Source organism: Nostoc sp. EspVER01, assembly GCF_034530635.1.
In the GTDB taxonomy this organism is placed as follows: domain Bacteria; phylum Cyanobacteriota; class Cyanobacteriia; order Cyanobacteriales; family Nostocaceae; genus Nostoc.
The window spans coordinates 147,892-172,037 of sequence record NZ_JAVRCS010000013.1; the positions used below are offsets into that span (position 1 = coordinate 147,892).

At 38.4% G+C, this 24,146-nt stretch carries 20 protein-coding genes; 6 read left to right on the plus strand and 14 right to left on the minus strand.

The annotated features are described in order from the left end of the window. Window positions 1–6 precede the first annotated feature (6 nt). Window positions 7–1,380 (minus strand): IS110 family transposase, encoded by a 1,374-nt coding sequence (locus tag RMX69_RS14135; protein WP_322637839.1) that lies wholly within the window; start codon window positions 1,378–1,380, stop codon window positions 7–9. Window positions 1,381–1,645: 265 nt separating this feature from the next. Further along, complete coding sequence (locus RMX69_RS14140; protein ID WP_322637817.1) at window positions 1,646–3,427, minus strand: N-acetylmuramoyl-L-alanine amidase; 1,782 nt, start codon at window positions 3,425–3,427, stop codon at window positions 1,646–1,648. An 84-nt stretch (window positions 3,428–3,511) separates the two neighbouring features. On the opposite strand from RMX69_RS14140, the gene RMX69_RS14145 reads away from it, so the two are divergent. Beyond that, a complete protein-coding gene (locus RMX69_RS14145; protein ID WP_289797617.1) occupies window positions 3,512–5,149 on the plus strand; it encodes a CTP synthase in 1,638 nt (545 codons plus the stop codon). Between the two features lie 169 nt (window positions 5,150–5,318). Then, window positions 5,319–5,741: a hypothetical protein gene (locus RMX69_RS14150; protein WP_289797616.1), complete on the plus strand. Its 423-nt coding sequence runs from the start codon at window positions 5,319–5,321 to the stop codon at window positions 5,739–5,741. Window positions 5,742–5,960: 219 nt separating this feature from the next. Here the strand turns inward: RMX69_RS14150 and RMX69_RS14155 are convergent, their stop codons facing one another. The 4 genes from RMX69_RS14155 to RMX69_RS14170 form a co-directional block, all read right to left on the minus strand. Next, window positions 5,961–6,167 (minus strand): hypothetical protein, encoded by a 207-nt coding sequence (locus tag RMX69_RS14155; RefSeq protein WP_289797615.1) that lies wholly within the window; start codon window positions 6,165–6,167, stop codon window positions 5,961–5,963. A gap of 3 nt (window positions 6,168–6,170) precedes the next feature. Next, on the minus strand, window positions 6,171–7,091 hold the full coding sequence (locus tag RMX69_RS14160; RefSeq protein WP_322637840.1) for an ROK family protein: 921 nt from the start codon (window positions 7,089–7,091) through the stop codon (window positions 6,171–6,173). 124 nt (window positions 7,092–7,215) lie between these two features. Next, a complete protein-coding gene (locus RMX69_RS14165) occupies window positions 7,216–7,425 on the minus strand; it encodes a hypothetical protein (protein ID WP_289797614.1) in 210 nt (69 codons plus the stop codon). Window positions 7,426–7,639: 214 nt separating this feature from the next. Continuing rightward, on the minus strand, window positions 7,640–8,536 hold the full coding sequence (locus tag RMX69_RS14170; protein ID WP_289800021.1) for an ABC transporter permease: 897 nt from the start codon (window positions 8,534–8,536) through the stop codon (window positions 7,640–7,642). Window positions 8,537–8,830: 294 nt separating this feature from the next. On the opposite strand from RMX69_RS14170, the gene RMX69_RS14175 reads away from it, so the two are divergent. After that, window positions 8,831–9,118, plus strand: coding sequence for a hypothetical protein (locus RMX69_RS14175; RefSeq protein ID WP_289797613.1), 288 nt, complete (start codon window positions 8,831–8,833; stop codon window positions 9,116–9,118). A 242-nt stretch (window positions 9,119–9,360) separates the two neighbouring features. On the opposite strand, the gene trxB is transcribed toward RMX69_RS14175, so the two are convergent. Continuing rightward, window positions 9,361–10,731 carry a thioredoxin-disulfide reductase gene (gene trxB / locus RMX69_RS14180; protein WP_322637818.1) on the minus strand — a complete coding sequence of 457 codons (1,371 nt, stop codon included), beginning with the start codon at window positions 10,729–10,731 and terminating at the stop codon, window positions 9,361–9,363. A 137-nt stretch (window positions 10,732–10,868) separates the two neighbouring features. Then, entirely contained in the window at window positions 10,869–11,066 is a 198-nt protein-coding gene (locus tag RMX69_RS14185; RefSeq protein WP_322637819.1) for a hypothetical protein, read from the minus strand. 58 nt (window positions 11,067–11,124) lie between these two features. Here RMX69_RS14185 and RMX69_RS14190 point away from each other — a divergent pair, with 58 nt between their 5' ends. The 3 genes from RMX69_RS14190 to RMX69_RS14200 all read left to right on the plus strand — a co-directional run bounded on the left by RMX69_RS14190 (window position 11,125) and on the right by RMX69_RS14200 (window position 14,840). After that, window positions 11,125–11,691 carry a Uma2 family endonuclease gene (locus tag RMX69_RS14190; protein WP_322637820.1) on the plus strand — a complete coding sequence of 189 codons (567 nt, stop codon included), beginning with the start codon at window positions 11,125–11,127 and terminating at the stop codon, window positions 11,689–11,691. A 204-nt stretch (window positions 11,692–11,895) separates the two neighbouring features. After that, window positions 11,896–12,444, plus strand: coding sequence for a type IV pilin-like G/H family protein (locus tag RMX69_RS14195; protein WP_322637821.1), 549 nt, complete (start codon window positions 11,896–11,898; stop codon window positions 12,442–12,444). 182 nt (window positions 12,445–12,626) lie between these two features. Next, a complete protein-coding gene (locus RMX69_RS14200; RefSeq protein ID WP_322637822.1) occupies window positions 12,627–14,840 on the plus strand; it encodes a tetratricopeptide repeat protein in 2,214 nt (737 codons plus the stop codon). Window positions 14,841–14,967: 127 nt separating this feature from the next. Here the strand turns inward: RMX69_RS14200 and RMX69_RS14205 are convergent, their stop codons facing one another. The 6 genes from RMX69_RS14205 to RMX69_RS14230 all read right to left on the minus strand — a co-directional run bounded on the left by RMX69_RS14205 (window position 14,968) and on the right by RMX69_RS14230 (window position 24,141). After that, window positions 14,968–19,476, minus strand: a complete 4,509-nt coding sequence (locus RMX69_RS14205) for a glycosyltransferase (RefSeq protein ID WP_322637823.1) — start codon at window positions 19,474–19,476, stop codon at window positions 14,968–14,970. A gap of 169 nt (window positions 19,477–19,645) precedes the next feature. Then, window positions 19,646–20,761 carry a DegT/DnrJ/EryC1/StrS family aminotransferase gene (locus RMX69_RS14210; RefSeq protein WP_322637824.1) on the minus strand — a complete coding sequence of 372 codons (1,116 nt, stop codon included), beginning with the start codon at window positions 20,759–20,761 and terminating at the stop codon, window positions 19,646–19,648. Beyond that, window positions 20,742–21,173, minus strand: a complete 432-nt coding sequence (locus tag RMX69_RS14215) for an FdtA/QdtA family cupin domain-containing protein (RefSeq protein WP_322637825.1) — start codon at window positions 21,171–21,173, stop codon at window positions 20,742–20,744. The genes RMX69_RS14210 and RMX69_RS14215 overlap by 20 nt, the downstream gene beginning before the upstream one ends. A 68-nt stretch (window positions 21,174–21,241) precedes the next feature. Further along, complete coding sequence (locus RMX69_RS14220) at window positions 21,242–21,979, minus strand: class I SAM-dependent methyltransferase (RefSeq protein ID WP_322637826.1); 738 nt, start codon at window positions 21,977–21,979, stop codon at window positions 21,242–21,244. 3 nt (window positions 21,980–21,982) lie between these two features. After that, entirely contained in the window at window positions 21,983–23,398 is a 1,416-nt protein-coding gene (locus RMX69_RS14225; protein WP_322637827.1) for an FAD/NAD(P)-binding protein, read from the minus strand. Then, entirely contained in the window at window positions 23,398–24,141 is a 744-nt protein-coding gene (locus RMX69_RS14230) for a methyltransferase domain-containing protein (RefSeq protein ID WP_322637828.1), read from the minus strand. The genes RMX69_RS14225 and RMX69_RS14230 overlap by 1 nt, the downstream gene beginning before the upstream one ends. Window positions 24,142–24,146 lie beyond the last annotated feature (5 nt).

Here is a 24,146-nt window from a genome sequence, read left to right on the forward strand (position 1 = left end):
TAAAGCTTATGTAGAAAGGGTTTGATAAAATGAAGCTTCCTCCTTATCTTGAGATTTGGGGACAAGTTGAAAACCAAAAGCTTGGGCTTTCTTCTGGAGATTTTTGAGAATCAGATCCTGGTATTTTTGCTCATAGTAGTCCATACCTGGATCAGTATATCGTCCAGCAGTTGTCCAAATTTGATAGAACAAACGAGCCAGCTTGTGTGCAGTAGCAGTTATTGCTTTGGGCGCACCCAAGCGAGAACGTAAGCGGCGATAAAATGCACCTAGAGCAGAACGACTGTGAGTCAGAGAAAAAGCCGCCATACGAAAAGCATTTGCAGCACGATTGACAACAGTACGAGTTTGAGAGCTTTTGACTTTACCGCTGGTCACTTTTTGACCAGGACATAAACCCAACCAAGAGGTGAAGTGTTTAACGCTAGGAAAACGTTTCGGGTTTAATCCCACCTCAGATAAAATGGTTTGAACAGTTAAAGCATCAAGACCATCAATCAATGTAAAATCTACTCCTGCCATCCGATAAAGATATTTATGCAAATCAAAATCGGGGTGATTTGCAGTCGGTTTTTTTCTGCGTTTTCTTCCTGTTGTTGGCGGTTCATCTAAAGTTTTAGGTTCAAAAGATGCTAAACATTTTTCAATTTCAGCGTCAACAGCAATAATCTGTTGTTGATAAACCTCATACAGTGTTAATTCTTGCTGGAGAACAAATAAATGTTCACGGCGGTAATCACCAGTTAAAGATGCAGCAATATCTGCTGTGCTGCTTCTGATATGTGGATCTTTGAGGGATGCTAAAACTTGTGGGTCTTGTTCACCAGCAAGGATTGCTTTTATAATCTTCATTCCGGTCAAACCAGTCACATCGCTGATGACTTTGTGGAGATGTAAATTCATCTGGATGAGTGCTTTTTGCATCCGTTGTATATGGGCACTAGCACTCTTGATTAAGGTATCTCGCTGACGGATATAACTGCGTAGCACACAAACTTGGTCTTCTGGTCGAAAAGAACCAGACAGTAGTCCATATGTATGTAACTTTTGTAACCACTGGCAATCTAACACATCTGTTTTGCGCCCAGGGACTGTTTTAACGTGATGAGCATTGACTAATTTGACCTCAAAACCCTTGGATTCTAATATCTGAAACACTGGAATCCAAGAAACTCCTGTGGCTTCCATTGCCACGGTATTTATTCGGCATTCCTTTAACCAATTGGCCATTGCAATTAAATCAGGGGTAAAACACCCAAATCGGCGAACATTTTTATCTGCCCTATCAGTGGGTACACAAACCCAATGTTCTCCACTACCAAGGTCTATTCCGGCTGCATTCTGGTTAATTTCTTCTAAAGTGGATGAAGGTTTTACCACAGGTACAGGCTGGTTCTTCTCTTGATTTGCTGGCAATTTCATTGCTGCAACCCTGTTCTAGTTATTATGGATGTCCTGACCTGGGGAGGTACTCATAGATAATCTTTCAAACGGGATAGGAAACGCAAGTCCTTCACCAATGTCATAGCCATAATGCCCCAGAACCATGCTCCTAATCAGGCTCAACACACTATTGTGGGTTCGGTTTTAACTGTCAGGATAATTCTAATGTACCCGTTCATTAGTCGCCTCAAAATAGTTTCTTTCATTCATCGCGGGTGGCAGTGCCGCCTGTGCAGTTGCTCCTAAGCCACTCAGTAATCCCCTGAGCGATCGCTTTTGCCATTTTCTTCTGTTCTTCTGGGTTCACTACCTGCTCAAATTCATCAGGATTACTCATAAAACCCAATTCCAGCAATACTGATGGCGCAGCAGCGGGACGTGTCAGTGCTAGGTTGTTCCAAAACACCCCATAATGAGGTCTGCCGAGTTTTTTGACTACATAGTTCTGTAAAAATATTGCGAGGCTGTGGGCTTGGGGATGATACCAAAACGTGCCGAATCCCTTGGTTTTCTCGGCATCGCCATTATCGGGTAGAGAGTTGTGATGTATGGAAATAGCGATCGCAGGTTCTTCTTGACTGATAATTGCCTGACGTTCTACTAGCGAAACTTCCTTGTCGTCCTCCCGCGTCATCACCACCGTTGCCCCTCGCTTCACCAATTCGTCCCGCAACAACTTGGAAACTACCAAATTGACATCTTTTTCTAAATATCCAGTTGGCCCACTGGCACCAGATTCTTTACCGCCATGCCCTGGATCTAGTACAATCTTGAAATTAGCTAAAAGCTTTCGTCTTGTGTTCCCGATTTTAGGCGGATGACGCAAAGCCAAAACCAGGGTTGTACCGTCGTATCTCAGCTTGTATCCCCACTGTTGAGCTTTTTTGAGGTTAAAGGTGTATTTTACTTGTCCTGGGGCTTCCTGTTGCCAGTCTAGGCGATTAATTAGGGGGTTGTCATCCAGGCGAATGATGTCTGTTTGGGCAGTGGTATTGTAGAGAGTGAGAGCGAGAGTTTGCTCACTTTGTTGTACGCTCACGGGTACGGGAACTTGCAAGGGGAAAACTATCTCTGTCGCACTAGGGAGTTGACGGTATCCGACACTGCGAATTATTGTTTGTGGCGGAACTGCACCAGGGAGAATGCGGGTTTCTTTACTATTAATCCAAGCGCCATAATCTAGGCGCAACCATTCACCTTCCCTACCTGTAACTGTTGCGCGTGTGCCTTTGGGCAATGGTGTAAGTCGGGAATAATCGGTGCTAGGGCCAGTACGAGCAACGCCTAACTCTACTGTAACCTCAGAAACTGGCAACTGTGATCTTGAGAGGATTTCAATCTTACCAGATCCTGATTGAGTTATTGTCTTCCCATCAAGCGTCAGTTGAAATTGAGGTTTTCCTAGATCGGCAACTGTTGCTACTGCGGTGCAACCTTGATAGTTGCCTACGCTAGACTGGGCATGAGGCTGATTTTGACCTGTCAAAGCTGCCAAATTACTTGGTAGTTGTGCTTGTTGAGGTTGTGGTAAAAGGGCAATAGTTTGATTAGCCAGGGTTACAGAGACATTAGCGTTAGGAGGTGCGATCGCGCTAAAACAAATTACTTCTCCCGGTAATCTGGCAATGTCAACTGCGGGAGTCAGAGAATCTTTCGCAAAGGCTACCCCCTGTGGTAGTTCAGGGCTAGCGTTAAGCCCGATCACCTTAATTTTAAGTTCTTGATTCTGGTGACGCACAGTAAAAAGATTTTCCCCCAACTGTAAGGGGAAACTAGGCGAAAAATGACCAGCTTTGCTGCGGTTAATTGGCTTACTATTGATCAAAACCTGACCATCTGGTGGTGCAGTGCCCAGAAAGAAGATTTTTTGGGCACTTGTCTGGTAGTTTGTCTGGGGAAAAACGACTATGAGAGATGGCTCTGCCAAGGTTACTGAGGAGGTGAGAATACAGCCTAATATTACTAATCCTAAGAGGTTTTTCACAGCAAATCACAGAAGATGACACCACAACAACTGTGGCACAATGACGGGATGTATTTTTAGAAGTTGTTAGAAATTCAAAATACTATGACTAAGTTTATCTTTGTTACTGGAGGCGTAGTTTCCAGTATTGGTAAGGGCATTGTAGCAGCAAGTCTAGGGCGTTTGCTCAAGTCGCGCGAATATTCGGTGTCGATTCTCAAACTCGACCCTTATATTAATATCGATCCTGGGACGATGAGTCCCTTTCAGCATGGGGAAGTATTTGTTACCCAAGATGGTGCAGAGACAGATTTGGACTTGGGGCATTACGAACGCTTTACCGATACCTCGATGTCGCGTTTGAACTGCGTGACTACTGGCTCGATTTACCAGGCAGTCATCAATAAAGAGCGGCGCGGAGACTACAATGGCGGTACTGTACAGGTAATTCCTCATATTACCAATGAAATTAAAGAGCGGATTCTGCGAGTTGCTAAAAGTACAAATCCTTCTGTAGTAATTACAGAAATCGGCGGGACAGTGGGAGATATTGAGTCACTGCCGTTTTTGGAAGCAATTCGCCAGTTCCGTAAAGAGGTAGGACGGCAGAATGTGCTGTACATGCACGTTACGCTGGTGCCGTGGATTGCCTCGGCGGGTGAAATGAAAACTAAGCCGACACAGCATTCAGTTAAGGAACTGAGATCCATTGGCATTCAACCAGATATTTTAGTTTGTCGCAGCGATCGCCCTTTACCCAAGGGATTAAAGCAGAAATTGTCGGGATTTTGCGATGTACCGGAAGAATGCGTCATTACTTCCCAAGATGCCAAAAGTATCTATGAAGTACCGCTAAATCTAGAACGGGAAGGAATGGCAGAACAAGTGCTGAACTTGCTGCAAATGGAACAACGTAAACCAGATTTGACGCAGTGGCAAACCTTGGTACAACGTTTACATAGTCCCAAGCACGAGGTAGAAATTGCGATCGTTGGTAAATATGTGCAGTTAAGTGATGCCTATTTATCTGTAGTGGAAGCACTAAATCATGCTGCAATCTCCACTTATGGCAAACTGCGCCTGCGTTGGATAAATTCGGAAAATTTGGAAACTGAACCAGCCGAAAATTATCTTGAGGGTGTCGATGGCATAGTTGTACCAGGAGGTTTTGGGGTTCGGGGAGTTGATGGCAAAATTGCCGCCATTAAATACGCCCGCGATCGCCAAATTCCCTTTTTGGGATTATGCCTGGGAATGCAATGTTCCGTGATTGAATGGGCCAGAAACGTAGGGGGATTAACAGGTGCCAACAGTGCTGAATTTGACGTTCATACAACTGATCCGGTAATTAATTTATTGCCAGGACAGCAGGAAGTAGTTGATTTAGGCGGTACAATGCGCTTGGGGCTATATCCTTGTCGTGTTATACCTGATACTTTAGCTTTCAAGCTTTATCAAGAAGATGTAATTTATGAACGACATCGACATCGATATGAGTTCAACAATGATTACCGCGATCTGTTGTTAAAGTCTGGCTATGTGATTAGTGGTACTTCTCCCGATGGACGTTTAGTTGAAATTGTGGAATTACCCAAGCACCCATTCTTTCTTGCTTGCCAATTTCATCCAGAATTTCAATCACGCCCCAGTACACCTCATCCCTTATTTAAAGGGTTTATTCAAACAGCGATCGCTCTTTCTCTTTCCACATCTAGCACACCAACACCATTGGAGGTGTCATAACAATTCGTAATGACGCTCGAATACTCGCTACCGCTACGCTAACGTAATTCGTAATTCAAAATTAATTTTTTAGATTTTGAATTGGTGCATAACAACATTAACTTAAGGCTTCAGTAGATTTGGACATCCAGGGTGCATCATTCGTAAATTTCGGACTTGAGGAGATGTTGTGGCGTACTGGGTGAAAATCCTTTACGAGAGGAAAGAATATGTAGTAAATTTTGAACGTGTCCATGCTTTTTGTTATGAACTGAATGGCAGAGTTACTTTTTGGCTACCCGATAGCGCCATTCCCATAGTAATTAACCCACAAAGTAACCTGGAAGATTATCAAAAAATTCTCGATTATTTAGAATGTGTGACAGGATTAGAATTAGATCATGCCCACTGGGTGAGAATAATTTACGAAAAAAATGAATATGTAATTAATCTCAACTGCATCAGTTCCTTTTGTCATGAACCGAACGGTAGGATAACTTTTTGGTTGCCAGATGGCACTATTCCCATCATCATCAACCCTGTGAGTAATCCTGAATCTTATGAAAAAGTTGTGAAATACGTTAAGAAAGCAACAGGATATTCTTTATCTTAGTGTGAATGAGGAACTTACTCTTGTTAAACTTTTAACTAAAGGTAACGTAGTTAGCAATACAGCACTTCCGGCAGCTATGAGGTACATCCTCAAAGCTGAAAGCTATGATAGAAAAGGGCAAAAAGAAAAACTGTACTGTATTGCATAATAGCTGTCAGTGCTTTAACCCAAGTTTTTCTAGTCCTCTTCTAGAGGACTTGCACCATTAGACAGGGAATTCTATTCTGTAGAAGTTATGCAAATGCCAGCGATTCTTTCTGGAGAAGATATATTACCTGGATTTGAGTTGCAAGTATATGTAGGCGATAAGCCTGATGGCATAACTTTGCATTCTGGAAAAAAGTTAGTGTCTATGGCAAGTTGTAAACCAGATTTTTCTTCTAATTCGTAAAGACTGATGTCTCTAGCTGGGATTGTTTTAACCATAATTTAAAATCTTGAATAGTGTTGCCACGCCAACTTTGCTGCACCCACTATCCCGGCAAAATTACCTAACTCTGCGGGCAATATCTGTAAACCTTCTCGTGATAAAGGCTGTACTCGCTTCTCAATTTCTGCCTTTACACCTGGTAAGAAAAACTCAAAGCTGCCACTTATACCACCACCAATAACAATCGCTTGCGGTGTGAGTACATAAATCAAACTGGTCAAACCAATTCCCAAGTATCTACCATATTCTTGCCAAAAAGTCAATGCTGCGCCATCTCCTTGTTGGGCAAGAAAACCTAATTCAATGGGTTCTTTAAGAGTGCGGCGGCGAATTGCAGTCGCACAGGCATATTGTTCCAAAGAGCCTCGATTGCCACTATTACAAATTGGCCCATCAGGGTTGAGTGAAATTAAACCCAATTCCCCAGCGGCTCCTTGATGTCCAATAAATAGTTTGCCATCGAGGATAATTGCACCACCAACCCCAGTTCCTAAAGTTAGCAGAATCAGATTTTGAAAGTGGCGACCGGCTCCCAGCCAAGCTTCTCCCAAAAGAGCGCAATTAGCATCGTTAGCGATCGCAGTCGGTTTGCCAGTTTTAACTTCTAACCAGTCTGCTAAAGGCACATCGATCCATCCAGGTAAGTTAATGGCGATTTTGGCAATGCGTCCTGCGGCATCGGATGGGCCAGGAGTACCAACACCAATGGCAACAGCTTGATTTTCTGGATCAATTTGAGCGATCGCATCTACCAACACCGTCAACACCGCTTCCGGCGTTGTCGGTTGGGGAGCTGCCACAGTCAAAGATTGCAGACAAGTACCATCAGCGGCAAAACGCCCCAGCTTAATAGCTGTTCCACCCACATCAATGCCAATTACTTGAGAACTCACCACTTTAAAATCCTCACACCAAGCCATAAACCTTTGCGTATCCTCTGCGCTTACCTCTGCGCCCCTCTGCGTTTCAATTTCCACCCTTAATTCGCCACTATTTTCCGCAAATCTGTACTTAGCGTTTTGGCGCGAAAGAAGTCTAAATTTTCTATTTTATTGAATGCGAGTCGTTTTCATTACCAATCTTAAGACGCGGGGCTTTCAATTCTGCTCTCTGTAAATTAGCAACAGTTGTGGTACGAAAACTCGATTGTTCCTGCCAAGCTGTAATTGGCGTACCCCTTAAGATACCAGCAAGAGCAACGGAAAGGATAAACCCGCCTGTAGCGGCAGCAATTAACGTTAGATTATCTTTCATACAAATCTCTCTATTGTTTATTTGTGTTTATTTGTCCTTTATCCTTCGTCTTTTGTTCTTTGGGACTTCCAGAAAATAAATTATCCAATTTACTCAGATAATATTTTTCTTTCTCCCCCTGCCCCCTGCTCCCCTGCCTAGACAGCGATGGCATATTTTTTTAGTTGGAAGTCCCTTTGTCCTTCGTCTTTTGCTAATGACTAATGACCAATAACTACTTTCGGATTCTATTTTCTCTCCGTAATCGGGGATTGACAAATTCATTTAACCCCTCACCAAGTAGTGATAACCCTACAACCATGAATGTCATCGTTAAACCAGGGAACAGGGTAGTCCACCAAATACCAGTAGGTAGAGCTTCTAGGGCTTGTTTTAAATCATGTCCCCATTCTGCCACTTCTTCGGGAAGTCCTAGCCCCAAAAAGCCCAAACCACCCAACACCAAAATCGCATCAGCGGCGTTGAGTGTAAATAGGACGGGTACGCTTTGAATGACGTTGAAAAACAGATAACGAGAAAGCACAACCCAAGTGGAAGCGCCCATTGCTTGAGCAGCTTCGATAAACACTTCAGTTTTCACGCTCACGGTGTGGTTGCGAACAACGCGGTAATATTGGGGGATGTAGGCAATGCTAATAGCGATCGCTGCATTTAATATCCCACGCCCTACTACAAACGCCAGTGTCACAGACAGCAGTAGCCCTGGTAGAGTGTAGATGCTATCCATAATAAATAGCAACACCTTATCCAACTTCCCACCGAGATAACCACTCAGCATCCCCAAAGGCACACCGATAATCATACTCAGCGCCGTTGCCAAAATCACCACCTGCAAAGCAGCTTGAGCGCCGAAGATTGTTCGGGAGAACACATCATAACCCAGGCGACTAGTACCAAACCAATGTTTAGCTGAGGGTGGCTCGTGAATTGGATTAGAGAGGAAATCTTTGGGGTTTTGCAGCCATCCCCAAGCCTGCAATACGGGAGCGAAAAATGCCAGGAAGATGAAAAATAGGGTAATGGCTAACCCGATGAGCATGAGTTTTTGGGAAAGATTGAGACTTTTGCCAAACTGTAAAAATGTCGGTAGTCGCCGTTTTGTAATGGCCATAAAGCGATCGCCTGGAGCAAAGCTTGATACGCTGACCATTTTACATATTAGATGGAGAATTGCGTAAACATCCTGAATAAAAGTCCGACTGCTTCGCGGTGTATACAGAGCTAGACTGAGTTAGAGGTGAAATTATGCCTTATTTTTAACCGTGATCATCTTTATCAACCAATCAGTCATCTTGATGATGCAGCCTTTGATTTCTTTGACACACTTTCAGTATTTTAACTGTTGTCTTAGCTATTAATACTTACTTAATATGTTGCACAATCTTTTTCATTATCTTTAGTCATTGTGAAACCTCTTCTACAGACTTACTTAGAACAAGAAATCTGGATACTAGTAAGAGATAAGTGGTATTTCGCCACAATTATCGGAGTTTGGGATGATTTGTTGTGGTTTAAACATAGAACTTACAACAAAGATACAGAGGAAGATACTTTCTGGGAAATGGTTGTGAAAATCAGTGAAGTAATTGCTATTGATAAAGTTAAGTCTATTATTAGCAGAAAACCAGATATGCTTATTTCACGGCTACTAGAAACTGAGCAAGATACAAGTGATCGTCATCAAGATAATTGATATTAATTAGCTCAATTTCTGAGTTAGAATCATCCTTTGCACCTGTCTCAAGATGCAAAGAATGAGCTGTTAAAGTTATCGGCTATGGCGCAATACAGTTCAGAATGAGCAACAAAACCCTGATGTAGAGACGCGATAAATCGCGTCTTAAAATAACAATTATCTACACCAAGAACCTATAACCCAAGCGTATTGGGCTATGGCAGGTATTGGATATTGGGAACTGCCCAATTCCTAATATCTCAAAGATTACTTTCAATCAACTGGCGATATTCGCTCTTTTGCTTCACGCCTTTGACTTCCTTCACCAGTTCCTTGTTTTTGAACAATTGAACCGTTGGCGTTCCTGTCACACCAGCATTTTCAGCTATATCTCGGTCTTTGTCGATATCAATTTCCACAAAGTGAATTTTACTGTCAAATTCATCCACCACTTTATTTAAAATTGGCTTCAGGGTATGACAAGGGCCACAGCCAGGAGAGACGTATTTAACCAGGAGTAAGCGATCGCTTTCATGGAACAATTTCCGTAAGGCATAGCCTCCCTCATGACGCGTTCCATCCAAATTAAATTCAGCTTCTTCCTCAGCTTCAGTCTTTTTGGCTGGCTGATGTTCTAATTCATTATCTTTTGTTTCAGGCTGTTGATGGAATTCTTGAATCAAGCCACTAGATGACAACCAACGTTCTGCCAACATCGCCGCCATACAACCAGTACCCGCAGCCGTAATTGCTTGCCGAAACTCATGATCTTGGACGTCGCCAGCGGCAAAAACCCCTTCTACACTGGTTTCCACAGTACCGTGCTTGGTAACAACGTAACCCACCTCATCCAGTTCTAATTGCCCTTTAAATAGAGAGGTATTGGGAGTATGGCCAACGGCGTAGAATAAACCCTTAGCGTGGAGTTCGCTCTCTTCACCAGTTTTAGTATTGCGGATTTTCACCCCTTCCATGCGATCGCTACCGAAGATATCTACGGCTTCTGTGTTCCAATGCACCTGGATTTTCGGGTTGCTCAAAACCCTGTCTTGCATGGCTTTAGAAGCCCGCATTTTATCAGTGCGTACCAACATATTTACCTTAGAACCATATTTGGTGAGGTAAATTGACTCTTCCGCCGCCGAGTCGCCAGCACCAATTACAGCCAATTCTGCACCGTGGAAAATTGGTGTTGCACCATCGCAAATTGCACAAGCAGAGATACCCCGACTCCAAAATTCGTGTTCGCTGGGTAAACCTAAACGCTTTGCTGTTGCACCAGTAGCAATGACGATGCTGTTGGTTTTTATTTCCCTTTCTTGCGATCGCACTGTAAATGGACGCTCACTCAAGTCAACTGATATAACATCTTCAGTATATAGTTCAGCCCCCCAGCGCTCCGCCTGCGCCTTCATCTGATCCATCAGTTCGGGCCCAGTAATTCCTTTAGGAAACCCTGGAAAATTCTCAACTTCCGTGGTTGTCATTAGTTGCCCACCAGGTAATCCCCCGGCTTGGAAACCTTCAAATACAACGGGTTTCAAGTTAGCGCGTCCGGCATAGATGGCGGCTGTGTACCCTGCTGGGCCAGAACCGATAATTACCAAGTTTTCTACTGTGGGGTTAGTCATGAAAATATATGAACTCATAACGACTACGCTTAATATAGCATAACAATTTACGATTGGCTATGGCAGATGGTAAGCGATCATAAAACGCCTACGGTACTTAGTATCTGCTCAACGCTTGCCAAACATCCTCTTAAGCGCTAAGACTCTTCTTGCAGATATTTTCTGATAGTTTCAACATCTAGTGCTAAAAATTCTGCTGTTTCTTGAATACTCATACCTTTATCAACACATTTTGGGACTAATTTCAACTTTGTTTCTAGTTCAGTTTTCGGCTTAGTCTTTGCCAAGATACTCTCGTACAATCGAGTATTTTTGAATGCATCTAAATCAAGCATTGTAGCTTTCGTAGGTTAGGGTACGTATGATAGATATAAAAGCGTTATTTAGTGTATTATGTCCTTTGCGATTACAGACTTAGAACAGCTACAAACTGAGCATCCAGAATGGCAGATGGAGCTGGTAGAGGGGAAAATTATAGTTATGGGGCCATCAGATTACGAGTCAGAGGAAATTGGCGCTCGTCTCATTACCTTCTTGAATAACTGGGTCATGTCGCGCAGACTAGGACGTATAACTGGTTCTAGCGCTGGCTTTATCATACCGAGTATAGAAGATGGTGACTCGGAAAAAACAAATCTGCGTGCCCCTGATGTGTCTTTTGTTCGCGCTGACAGATTGAAGAAGACCAAGCGCGACTTTGTAGAGTTAGTTCCAGACTTGATGGTTGAGATTAAATCTAAAAGCGACAGAATTAAACCGCTTGAAGAGAAGATTCAGTTATTTTTGCAACTTGGATCTACAGTCGGTATATTGATTGACCCTGACAAATTGACAGTAACGGTTTATCGAATAAACCAAACTCCAATGGTATTACAAAATGGAGAGACACTTGTATTACCAGACTTGCTACCAGGTTGGGAACTAGCAGTATCAGAACTGTGGCCACCTGAGTTTGAATAAAGTAGTCTCACAAATGAAATTAAGAATCTAGCTCTTGGTGAACACCAGGGGCTTAGTTATATCTGTGTCAATTGGGATACAAGGATTCTGGATTGTGTAACCGGATCTTGCCAAACTTTTTTTCTGGAGGTGATAGGAAAGCGATCGCAGCTGGGTAAGTTACATCTAGAACACCCAAGCACTTCCTACCCCAGGAAAACACTTATGAAAACCGAATTAAAAGCCAAGTTTCTCCAACACATCCTCAACAAAAAGAATGAAAATGAGGGTTTTACACTTATTGAATTACTAGTAGTAATTATCATCATCGGTATTTTGTCTGCGATCGCTCTACCTTCTTTCTTGAACCAAGCTAACAAAGCCAAGCAGTCGGAAGCAAAAACCTACGTAGGTTCCATGAACCGCGCTCAACAAGCTTATTACTTAGAAAAAAATGAATTTGCGGCTGGTAGTAATTTTGCTGCCTTAGGTCTTGGTGTTGCAACACAAACTACAAATTACAAATACGCAATTGGTGGTGGCGGCACAAATAGTAGCATAGTAACCAACCAAGCACAAACAGTTGTTGCTGCCGCGCCTCTCAAAACTTATATCGGTGGTGTAGGTGTGGTAACTCAAACTGGTACCAGCGAAGCTACTACTGTAGCTATTTTGTGTGAAGCCAACGCAGCAAGAGTTAACACTGGTGCAGATGGTACAGATACTTTCAGTAACGTGAGTACTTGTCCTTCAAATTACAGTGCTTTGAAATAAGTAGAGAAGGGACTGACTACATGACGATATGATTTGTCTAAGCTGCTGTATACCAAAATTAATTCTTCATGTAGTTTGTATTGAGCTAAATTAGAGACTTTTCCAAGTGGGTAGATTCTTCTATCCACTTTGTTTCTGTTATGTAACCATCCATTTTTTCATAATAATCACAATGATTATCGATGTATATAACTAACTGGCAAAATCAGGCTGAACAATATTTACTTCAAGAAAATTATGTGGAAGCAGCAAAATTATATGAACAAGCAATAGCGATAGATCCAAATACTATTTCCTATTATTGGCATTTAGGACAACTATTGCTATTACAAGGGCAGGAAGCAGAAGCTCAAATGACTTGGATGCTGCCAATGACCGAGGCAGATGAAGAACAGGTACAAATTTGGACAAATGAGCTATTTCAATTTTTGCAAATAGAAGCTGAAAGGCGGGAAATGCTGGCAGAATATTCTCTAGCTTGGTTAATTCGCCAGCACATGCAGGAAATTATTCCAAGTTGTACAAATAATTTGCTTAAAATTCTTTTACTTTCTATTAAACTGCAAAATTTGGAACAAATTGATGAATTAAATGAGCGGGGCTTAATTGAAAACTTAAAATCAAAAGAAGATTTAGAAATAGATATCGAATTATTAATCGAAGTTTTACAAGAATTTTTAGCTACTGTTCCTTTACATCCAATTAATCTAAATTTAATAGAAGCTAGCCTTCCTTATTTTTCTGATACTCATCAATGCTTCTCTATACTCCTTCCTGCCGCTATGCAAATTGGTCATACTTTGCGGCAGCCTGTACTAGCAGCATCCTTGCTAGAATTATATTTACGATTGGAGCCAAATAATGTAGAAGTTTTGCGACACTTAGCAACTTTTTATCAAGATGCTCGTAATTATTCTCAGGGGATAGAGACAGCTAAGTTGTGTTATTCCTTATCAGAAGGCTTGGCTGATAAAATTTTTGCACTCCATTTGCTGTTAAGGGGTTTAATGTCAGCAGGGGGATATTGGCAAGAGATATGCACAACTTGCCAAGAGTTAGAAACTGTATATCAAAAGTTTATTCAAGCCAAACCAATTGCTTTAGAAGAAGCAAGAATATTACGATTGCTTACACCATCTTTTGCGATACCTCACATTAAAGATACTCCTGCTGAATTCCGAGCTATTCATAATAAAGTAGCTGAAATTTTTAATCACGATCTTCAAGCTCTTGCCAAATCAAAAGGAAAAAACTACGATCGCCAAATTATTAATCATTCCTCTTTAACTGCTCATTCAAAAAAATTAAAAGTTGGTTATCTATCTTACGCTTTAAGGAATCATTCTGTTGGTTGGCTAGCTCGCTGGCTATTTCAGCATCATAATCGAGATAAATTTGATATTCATACTTATTTTGTTAACTACAAATTAGTAAACGACTATCTCCAAGAGTGGTATCTAAATCAGGCAGGAACAGCTCACATATTAGGCATGGAAGGTCTAGAAATTGCTGACCAGATATATCAAGATGAAATTGATATTTTAGTTGATCTTGATAGCATTACTTTAGATATTACTAGTGAAGTTATGGCACTCAAACCAGCCCCAATTCAAGTTACTTGGCTGGGGTGGGATGCATCAGGGATACCTGCAATTGATTACTTCATCGCAGATCCTTATGTACTGCCAGATGATGCACAAAATTACTATACAGAGAAAATCTGGCGATTACCTCAAACTTACATAGCAGTAGATGGTTTTGAAGTTGGCGTACCAACTCTCCGCCGCGATGACTTGGATATCCCTATGGATGCTGTTGTATATCTCAGCGCCCAAAGAGGATATAAACGCCATCCAGAAACAACAAAGTGGCAAATGCAAATTATTAAACAAGTACCTAACAGCTACTTTTTGATTAAGGGACTTGGTGAGGAGGAAACAATTAAACGCTTCTTTTACCAAATTGCTGAAGAAGAAGGTGTAGATTGTTCTCGGTTACGATTTCTACCACAAGTTTATTTAGGATCGGTTCATCGTGCTAATTTAGGCATTGCTGATATTGTATTAGATACATTTCCCTACAACGGAGCGACAACAACCTTAGAAACATTGTGGATGGGTATCCCTTTAGTGACAAGAGTTGGTGAACAATTTGCAGCACGTAACAGCTACACTATGATGATGAATGCGGGTATCACAGAAGGTATTGCCTGGACTGATGAAGAGTATATAGAATGGGGTGTGCGTTTGGGGAAAGATGAGGCTTTACGTCAGCAGGTGGCTTTGAAATTGAAAGCATCTCGACAAACAGCCCCGTTGTGGAATGGCAAACAGTTTACCCGTGAGATGGAAAAGGCTTACGAGCAGATGTGGCAAAGGTATATTGAGGGTAAATAAGCTTTTAGTGAGGGTTTTAACCCTCAAATTCAATATTAATAAAAGCTAGTACAATGTCTAAGCTAATAATGAAAAGTTTGTAGTAAGCACTGAAGTGCTTACTACAAACTTATTTATAAAGCGCTTCTTAAGATGCGCTCAAGCTATCTACATCGCAGGATAGAAGAGTTTCTGCTTTAGCTTGTGCGATCGCCTGTTGATTATCTGTTGCTAAAGCAATTCGAGTCTGAATTCTAGGCAAAAGAGTTTTCCATTGTGTATCACTCATCTTACTAAGCAGAGAAATTTCTGGTCCCTCAGTTATATCGACATCATCTTCCATGAGCAAATTCATGGTCAAAGACGATAAAAGCATATCGGCTTCTTCTTCAGAAATATTTTGAGTATCTATCAGGAGAGTTAAGTTACTTTTATCTGGGTGAGTAGTGAGAGTAGAAATGACACTTGCTAAATCTTGATATAGTAAGTCTTCTGGCTGTAACCAATCTGGAAAAATAATTAGGTTAATATCTCCTAAGCGGAAATTTTGACTCAGAGTATCTGCAAGATATTTACTAAATAGTTCTTGGAAGAGACTACCTATTTTATCTGAGTAAGAGCGACTATCTAGAAAACTAGGATTAGCTTGCATTTTTGCCTTGATTTCGGCGCTCTTTTGTTGGCGTAATTTAGGGTTATTACCGAGTGCGATCGCTAATTGTATATAAGACTCTTCACTATCTGCGACTAAATCAGGTATATCTAATGTCTGCACCATTGCAGCCCCCATTGTAGAGCGAAAACTAGTTCCCAGTCTAGCAATTACTGGTAAATTAACCTGTAGTGGTTCTATTAAAGAAGTTGTTCCAGAAAATGGAAAAGAATCTAGATAAATATCGGCAATTTTGAAGTATTCTTTAACTTCTTGGCGGTTTGGCACGGGCTGAGGATCTAAAACTATTAATTTTTCTGCCGATATTCCATGCTTTGAAAACACTTTCATTAAGTGATTTACAAAAGCTTTCTTAGGATAATTGTTTGACCAATTTGGGCCAAATGGCAGAAGCACTAAAACAGAGTTAGGAACTCCAGAAATTATTTTTGCCCAAGTATTAATTAGTTCCGGGATGATTTTAAAGAAGTTAGCACCAGAGATAAAAATAACTGTTTCTTCGGATATACCCAAACTTTCTCGATCGACTTTGACAATTACATTTTCTTCCTCATTACCATAACTAAAGCAATGAGCAGACCCTTCAAGTTTCACCAACTTTTCTTGATATTGCTGTTCTGCCGTTGCTGATGGATCGGTTAGAGTACCAGAAATGTAATAATCTATATGCCGCATTCCTGTTGTTACCACAGATCCGCCACTTGTAATTTGTATTCTGGCTAACCGATGCATTGATAAAAGGCAAATTTGATTTGTTACTGCCGTCACATTGGTAGCAATAAATAATATATCGAGATCATCAGCACGAATAATATTTACCTGTTCTACTAAATCTTGTGGCAGTAGTTTAAAAGAGTTAGCACAGCTTTGACAATATTGCTCTAGTTTATGACCAGTTTGATTAAGAGAGTACAAAATTACTTCAAAATCTCTACTGATATACTCATAAACAGGCAGGTAAGCAAATGTTTCAGAACCAGGTAGAAAATGTGCAGCCAGGACACCCAAGCGTATTTTTTTTCTGGTTATAGGTCTATCAACAAACTCGTAATCTACCTTATAACCCTTAACTTTTAGTAAATATTCTATAATTCCTGCACGTTTAACATAGATATCTTTAAGATTATGATCATTAAAATATAGGGCAATAAAATTAGAAATGGACACAAAATTATTAAGTATTGTATCCCACGATTGAGAATCAGAATTTTGTAATATTGATGTGTGTAAATAATTAATCCATCCTTGCATAAAGTAATAGTAATTATCTGCCTCACCCGGTTCTTGAAAGTGAACTGGGGAAGAAAATAGGAATTGTAAATAGTCCTGAACTAACCAATGGGGTATGTGAGAGAGGTCACACTGTAATGGTAACTGGTCAGCACGGCAATACAGCATAGCTGCGAGTAAACTCTGAATTGCTTTTGGCTGTTCAAAACCTTGAGATATAGTTGTAACGATATTATTAACAAAAATCTGTTCTTCATTAGCCAGGCTTTCATATTTGATGCTACTATTCACTAACATCTTATGTGTTTTACCTAACAGACCCAGATACATATCTGTTATCTGCTCATCTGAAGCATTTAGACATTCTTCTGTTATTTGTTTTCGCAACTGATGCAATTCTGCATTTTGTTCACTCAAAGTTGCGTATCTATAAAGAGCTTGTTGCCTCGTTGCTTGAGGATATCGTGTATCGCTGTAAATTGTCTTAAAAAGCTTTTGATAATCTAATAAAATAGCATCCTTTAAAGCAGCATTTCTACGAGTCTGTTGTTGTGGATGTATCCTAAAGTGAGATAAAATCTTATTAACAAAACCAATTTTGTATTGGCTCATAATTCTGAGCCACATTTCCAAATCTACAAGTTGACAAAATTCAGAATTAAATAATCCTACTTTTTCAAAAACATTTTTTCTAATCATGACTGTGCTTGGCTCTCCAATTTTATTGATTGGATTGTCAAGTATATGTGGATCTAGCAAAAGTTCCTGTCCTGATTGAATTGTTTTTAATTTTGACCAAGCTTTATGTACATCTTTAGCTTCGTGATGCATTAAAAAGTTTGAATCATAAACGGTATGACCAATATTAGTGAAGAGTGTTCGCGGCGAAAAAACCAAACCTATCTCTTCATCTTGCTCAGCTAAATTCACCATTTCTTCAATAGCAGTTGACTCTAGTAAATCATCTTGAAATAAAAATTTTATATATTTACCTTTAGCTTGGGAAATACAAAAGTTCCAATTTTGAGCTAGTCCATATTGGCTATGTTGAAGAATTGAGAATTCAAAAGATGATTCTTGTTTGAATGAATTAGCAACATTAACAGTATCATCACGAGAATTATCATCAGATATGATGATTTCTATATTTGGATAAGTTTGCTTTAAAACACTATTGATAGCTTCTACAATAAAATCTTCACCATTATAAGTAGGTATACAAATACTAACAAGAGGTGATTCATTCCTTATTTCTTGTTCTACTTTAGTTCTAATATTTTTTTCAATTAGGTAGTGTTGTTTATTTTGATAGTTTGTTTGTGTCGGTTGATTGTTTTGTATGCCTAAAGATAAAATATCTTCAATTACAGAAGGGTTTGTAATAGCAAAAAACTTATCAAAAAATGATTGTAAATCATTTTTGTAGTATGGCTTAAGCTCATCTGGGATAGGCGTTGTTTGCCTTAATTCAATTTTTTTTAGTAATTTTGGTAATATTTGGGGTATATGGTTTTTTTGATAATGTATTCTCGAATAAACAGATTCTGTCTTTAACGCTTCAGAGCTAATATTTCTTAGGTATCTATAAAGTTCGTCAGGTGTTTGCCAGCGAAAAGCTTCTGGATAAGCAAGATCCGTACTACAAAGTTGGCGAGAGCGATAATTATTATGAACTACAATTGGTGTACCAGATGCCATAACCTCAATACCTGCACGACCACCTCCTAAAGGAAATGACTCTAAATATATATCAATTTTATGTTCGGACATTGCTCTCCCTAAACTTTTAACCCAGGGAATGTGAATAAATCTTTCTAAACTAATTCTAAATTCCCCAAGTCCTCTTTCTATAACACTAAGCGTATGCTGTGATAAATCTCCAATATGTATATGAAATCCACCAGTAGATGCAATTATTTTAGGTACTTCATGAATATAAGAATATAAATAAGGAATTTCTTTAAACTTATTTTCACTACCAGAAGAACAAGTTCTTAGTTGACCGTTTGAAACAAAAGAAGAGGAATGCCTATCAGGAATATTATCAACCACTAACGGAAGATAAATATTGTTGGAAATTCCTAAATTATGACGACAGTTATAGAAAGAACCGGGGTCACTATCTATATGTTGTGCATAGGAAAGATATACACCAAGACAAAGAAGATGACCAGCATGATGATAAAAAATTAAGTTTGGTGTTAAATTTGGCTGTACTGCCGCTACTGCTACAGCATCCTGTGGATGATTAAATAGAAATACTTGATTGGAAAGATTGGCTATTAAAGCTTGCTGAAGCCACCTCAACTTGTCTATAGATGTGCCGTTTGTTGCCCAGAGAATCTGCACATTCAAGGATCTTAATCTATCTTCAACTGCTGGACGATCAGTTGAATTAAAGGTATCAGTAATCAGAATTAAATGTTTCTTCTCTGGCCGAGCTTTTATCAAATCCTCAATAACGGCAGTGTGTCCTCCAGTTTTATATAGTTGAGTAGCTATGTATATAATAAGTTCATCATCTGGATTATATTGATTTTCTAAAAAAGATTTTTGAATTTTAAGAAGTTTGCTACCAATGCGTTGACATAATTGATCTAAAATAACTGATCCAAAGACATTAGTTATCGTAATTACACTTGCTTTCCCATAGGCTATCTTATGAGCAAAGTGAATAATTAGATTTAGAGCAGAATTCAAATCACCTGCATCTATAGTTTTTAATATTTCTGATTCAAACTCTGCTAATGACATAGTATTATTTCCTTTGTATACCTACAATAATTAATAAATAAAATCATTATAAATGCATTAATTTACGGTAATATCCAATTTTGGCAGTTCGTTTTTTTTAGATCAACCAGATAGTAGGCTTTTTGACGCCAAATAATTATATTTCTTTCAAAACTGGGTACTTACTGATTTATGATTTACCTGATAAAGCCCATTTTTGTAATACTTCTATTACTCTGTCTAAGAGTTTATTAGAAATATGAGATCCCATAGGTAAACTAATGATCCTTGTTGATATATTTTCTGTAATTGGTAGTACCCCTCTAGTCCATTCATTGTCAATGTAAGCTTTAGACAAATGAGGAGGAATAGGATAATGAATTAAACTACCAATGCCAGAAGTATCTAAATGATTTTTCAGATTGTCTCTTTGAGGATGAGTGATGACAAATAAATGCCATACTGGTTCAGCCCATTCTGATACATAGGGTAATTTTAAATCTACAACTTCTTGCAATGATTTTAGATAGTATATGGCTATTTGTTTGCGTCGTTCATTCCATTCATCTAATTTCGTAAGCTTCACTCTCAAAAAAGCAGCCTGTAATTCATCCAATCGTGAATTAAATCCTTTGACTTCATTCTCATACTTAACGCGAGAGCCATAGTTACGGAGCAGACGAATTTTATCAGCTAAGTTAGCATCGTTGGTAGTAACTGCTCCCCCATCACCAAAAGCTCCTAAATTTTTACCAGGATAAAAACTGAACCCTGCTGCATCTCCTAAACTACCAACTCGACGATTTTTATAACGTGCGCCATGTGCTTGAGCCGCATCTTCAATAACCTTAAGATTATGTCTACTAGCAATTTCATTGATAAAATCCATATCTGCTGGCTGACCATAGAGATGAACTGCTATGATTGCTTTTGTTTTGGAAGTAATAGCTGCTTCTATTTTCTTATGGTCAATATTATAAGTATTGATATCTGGTTCAACTGCTACTGGTGTTGCTCCTGCATAAGAAACTGCTAGCCAAGTGGCAATATAAGTATTAGCTGGAACAATTACCTCATCGCCTGCACCTATTTCCAAAGCTCGTAAAATTAAATGCAAGCTTTCTAATCCATTACCTACCCCAATACAATATTTAACCTCACAATAAGCAGCAAATTCTTGTTCAAAAGCTTCTACTTCTTGACCAAGAATATACCAACCAGACTCAATAACGCGCTGATAGGCTGCATTGAGTTCTTCTTTTAATTCCAAATAAGGAGCTTTTAAATCAAGAAATGGAACTTCCATTGTCTATGCTCCTTACAGCTTTAATAAATTCATCATAATTACGATAGTAGTCAGATTCATCGTAGTAGGTAGATGCTAAAACCATACAAACAGAACCCGATGAAAAATTATCTAGTTCTCGCCAAACCATAGAACTGATATAAAGACCGTAGTAAGAACGATTTAAAGGAAAACGCCATTTGCCATGTCCATCATCTAAAACCACATCAAAACTACCAGACATAGCAATGATTAGCTGCTGTAATTGTTTATGAGCGTGTCCGCCTCTCTCTGCTCCTCCAGGAACATCGTAGAGATAATAAACTCTCTTGAGATCAAAAGGAACATGCTTGTTACCTTCTATAAATGTTAAATTACCTCGCGGATCTTGTACCTTTGGAAGATGAATAATACGACACTGTTCAATACTCATGATGCTAGGTTAATCATTTAAAAGCTTTAGTTCTTGCGTTCATCTGGATATATTCATGATGTTGATAATTATTTATTTTGAATTTGTGCTACTACGCCGATATTAGCTAATAAATCTTTGGGAATACTAGTGGATACTTCATTTAATGCCCTCAATAAATCTTGAGAATATTCAAGCATCATAGAATTTGGTAGAACTTTCAGAAAAAAACCTGTTGAATCTACCACATGATAATCGATAGCTTTTATATCTGCTTCAAGCGTTTCCAGAGAATATACTCTCTGATGTCCCACCAATAAGTCTCTTTGACTTAAAGTATCTAATGCGGGTTGTAAACCCATGATTACAGCTAATTTCCTATGAATAGAATTTTTATTGGGTACAATAGCTATGATTACACCATCATCTTTGAGCCATTGTTTCATTTGCTTTAATAAAACTCTAGGTTGATCAATATGTTCTAAAACATGCAGTGCTAGAATTGCGTCGAATTTTTTGACTGGCACGTAGTCTTCAAATAAGCAATGAACACAATCAACTTTTTTACCAAATTTTTCTTTCGCTTTATCTATTAGAACAGAAGATCCTTCAACTAGGGTCACGTTATAATTATCATGTACTAAAGCATTCGTAAAAATACCTTCACCATACCCTAATTCGAGAATTTGTGTTTTACCTTTAAGGTGTTTTTTAACCCACTCAATAGTATATATCTGACCCAAATCTTCTATGTGCTTGTCTGTAATGTTTTCATTCGTATGGTAATCTAAGGCAATTTTATTTAGTTCTTCTTTTGATATTCCCATTTTTTAAATCTCCATTTGTTTAGCAACCTGTAAGCCCTGGATTATTTGATCATTTAAAGATGACGACATAAAACCAGAGCCATTTCCGATAAGTTTAATATTAGGAAATTTTCTTAATACCATAGATTTATCGGTATTGAAGCACTCATAACTATTTTGGCTGGGAATCATTAACGAATCTTTCCAGTGCTTACAATAAAAATACTGAATATCAGTATTTGATTCTATAATATGTAATTTAATTAATTCAGATTCTATTCTAGTTTTGATTTGTGCTTCATTTATAACTCCTATTGATGTTGCAAAATCAGTATTAAACTCTACTACTATTTTAGTGAGATGCAAACTGCTTTGGGAACATATATTTTGATTAGTTACTCTATAAGAAATAAATTCTTTATCCAAAATAAATAAGGTGCTAAATTCCCTATTTATCATATTACTTAAAATCCCTATAAAACAAATGCTTATAGATGCTTTGTCATAAGTTAATGGCTGCTGATTTTCTTGAATAAATTTGATAAGTGGAAATAGGTCTAAGCCCCACACAAGATTATTAGTCTCAACAAAATGATCGTTAGCTAACTGTAATTGATAACAACCATTAAAAATGAGAGATTTTATAGTTGTATTTTCAATATTAATTCTAGTATTATCCTTAGCTTTCATTAATAAAGCATTAACAAAAGTACCCGCATATCCCTCGTATGGATAATAAAATTCTGTATATTTTAAAATTTGTGGCGCTATTTCAAACTGAGATAAGATAGTTTCAGGATAGTAAAGTGGTAGCCATACACCTCTATGGTAAATTCCTAAAAAATCCGCAGTATTTTTATATATGACTTTTTTACAAAAAGATTCAATAAAAAGATTGTGAAAAGTTGTGCCTTGATTTGCCAGCGATATTGCGTTAAAGTTTTTAGTAAAAAATAAATTATTTTTAAGTTTATTCTTAGCATGAAGTGAAGTATTAGGATTTATTGTTATTTCTAACAGTTCTTTTTGAATAGCTTCTTTAATTCCAACACTAAGCTTTTGAAAAACACTTAGGTTATTAGAAATCATCAAATCACCAAATATTTCCCCATTAAAAAACATTTTAGGTTGAGGAACTACTTTTGTTATTATTAAATCACTTACATAATTTTTTATTAAAGAAGTAAATCTTCCAGAATCATTTCGTAAATTGGGATTATAATTCAAAACCTCATCAGATTGATACTGATGAAACGAATCGAACTCAAAAAACGTCATGCCACAATCAAAACGTTCATTGTGAAACGTTAAACCACCAAAATGCCCGCCCCAACTAGATAACGGATTTATTATCTTTACTTTCCAATCTTGATCTGCTAAGGCAATTGCAGCTACTAGACTAGAAACATTATTTCCTATGATTGTAGCTTGTCTTTCCATTATTTATTTACTTTAATATTAACAAAAATTTCAGAACCCATTTCTGGCATATATTTAACCATCAAATACAATCCATTCAAAATTTCTTTTGTAAGAATATTCTGAGTATACATTTTTTGCATTTGCTCATGAGTAAAAGGCTTAACAAAGTAAGATCCAGATTCAATTATAGAGAAGCCATGACTCATTACAAAAGATTTTAAGCTTTCCAAATCAAAAGTTTTAAATTGCTGCATTTTATTTTGGGTAGCAGATTTCTCAAAAATATTACTTATTAGACCCATTTCGTAAGCTAATATGCGGTGAAAGGATTTTGCATTTGGAACATTAATATGGATTACAGTATTAGCGGAACTTATTTGATGAACAGACCTTAATAACTCTTCTGGATTTTCAACTTCATGTAAAAGACTACTCATAACAATATAATCAAATTTCTCTTTGGAAAGAGAAGCAATGTTATCTTCTAATTTGCCTAAATGTACTGTGATATTACTTTTACTCTTAGCCATCACACAAGCATTGTCATAAAATTCCAATATCGGTTCAACAATGTGTATGCTTTCAAAGCTGCTTATATAGTTAAACAAAGGATCTAAACCGCAACCAATTTCACATATTTTTTGAGCCTTATATGTCACCAAACATTCCAGTATTTTCTTTCTTCTATAAGAGATTTGGATCTCTTCAAAAGGAAGGCGAAGATAATCTTCGTAGTATTTTTTTAGATTTCTAATTTCCATATTTT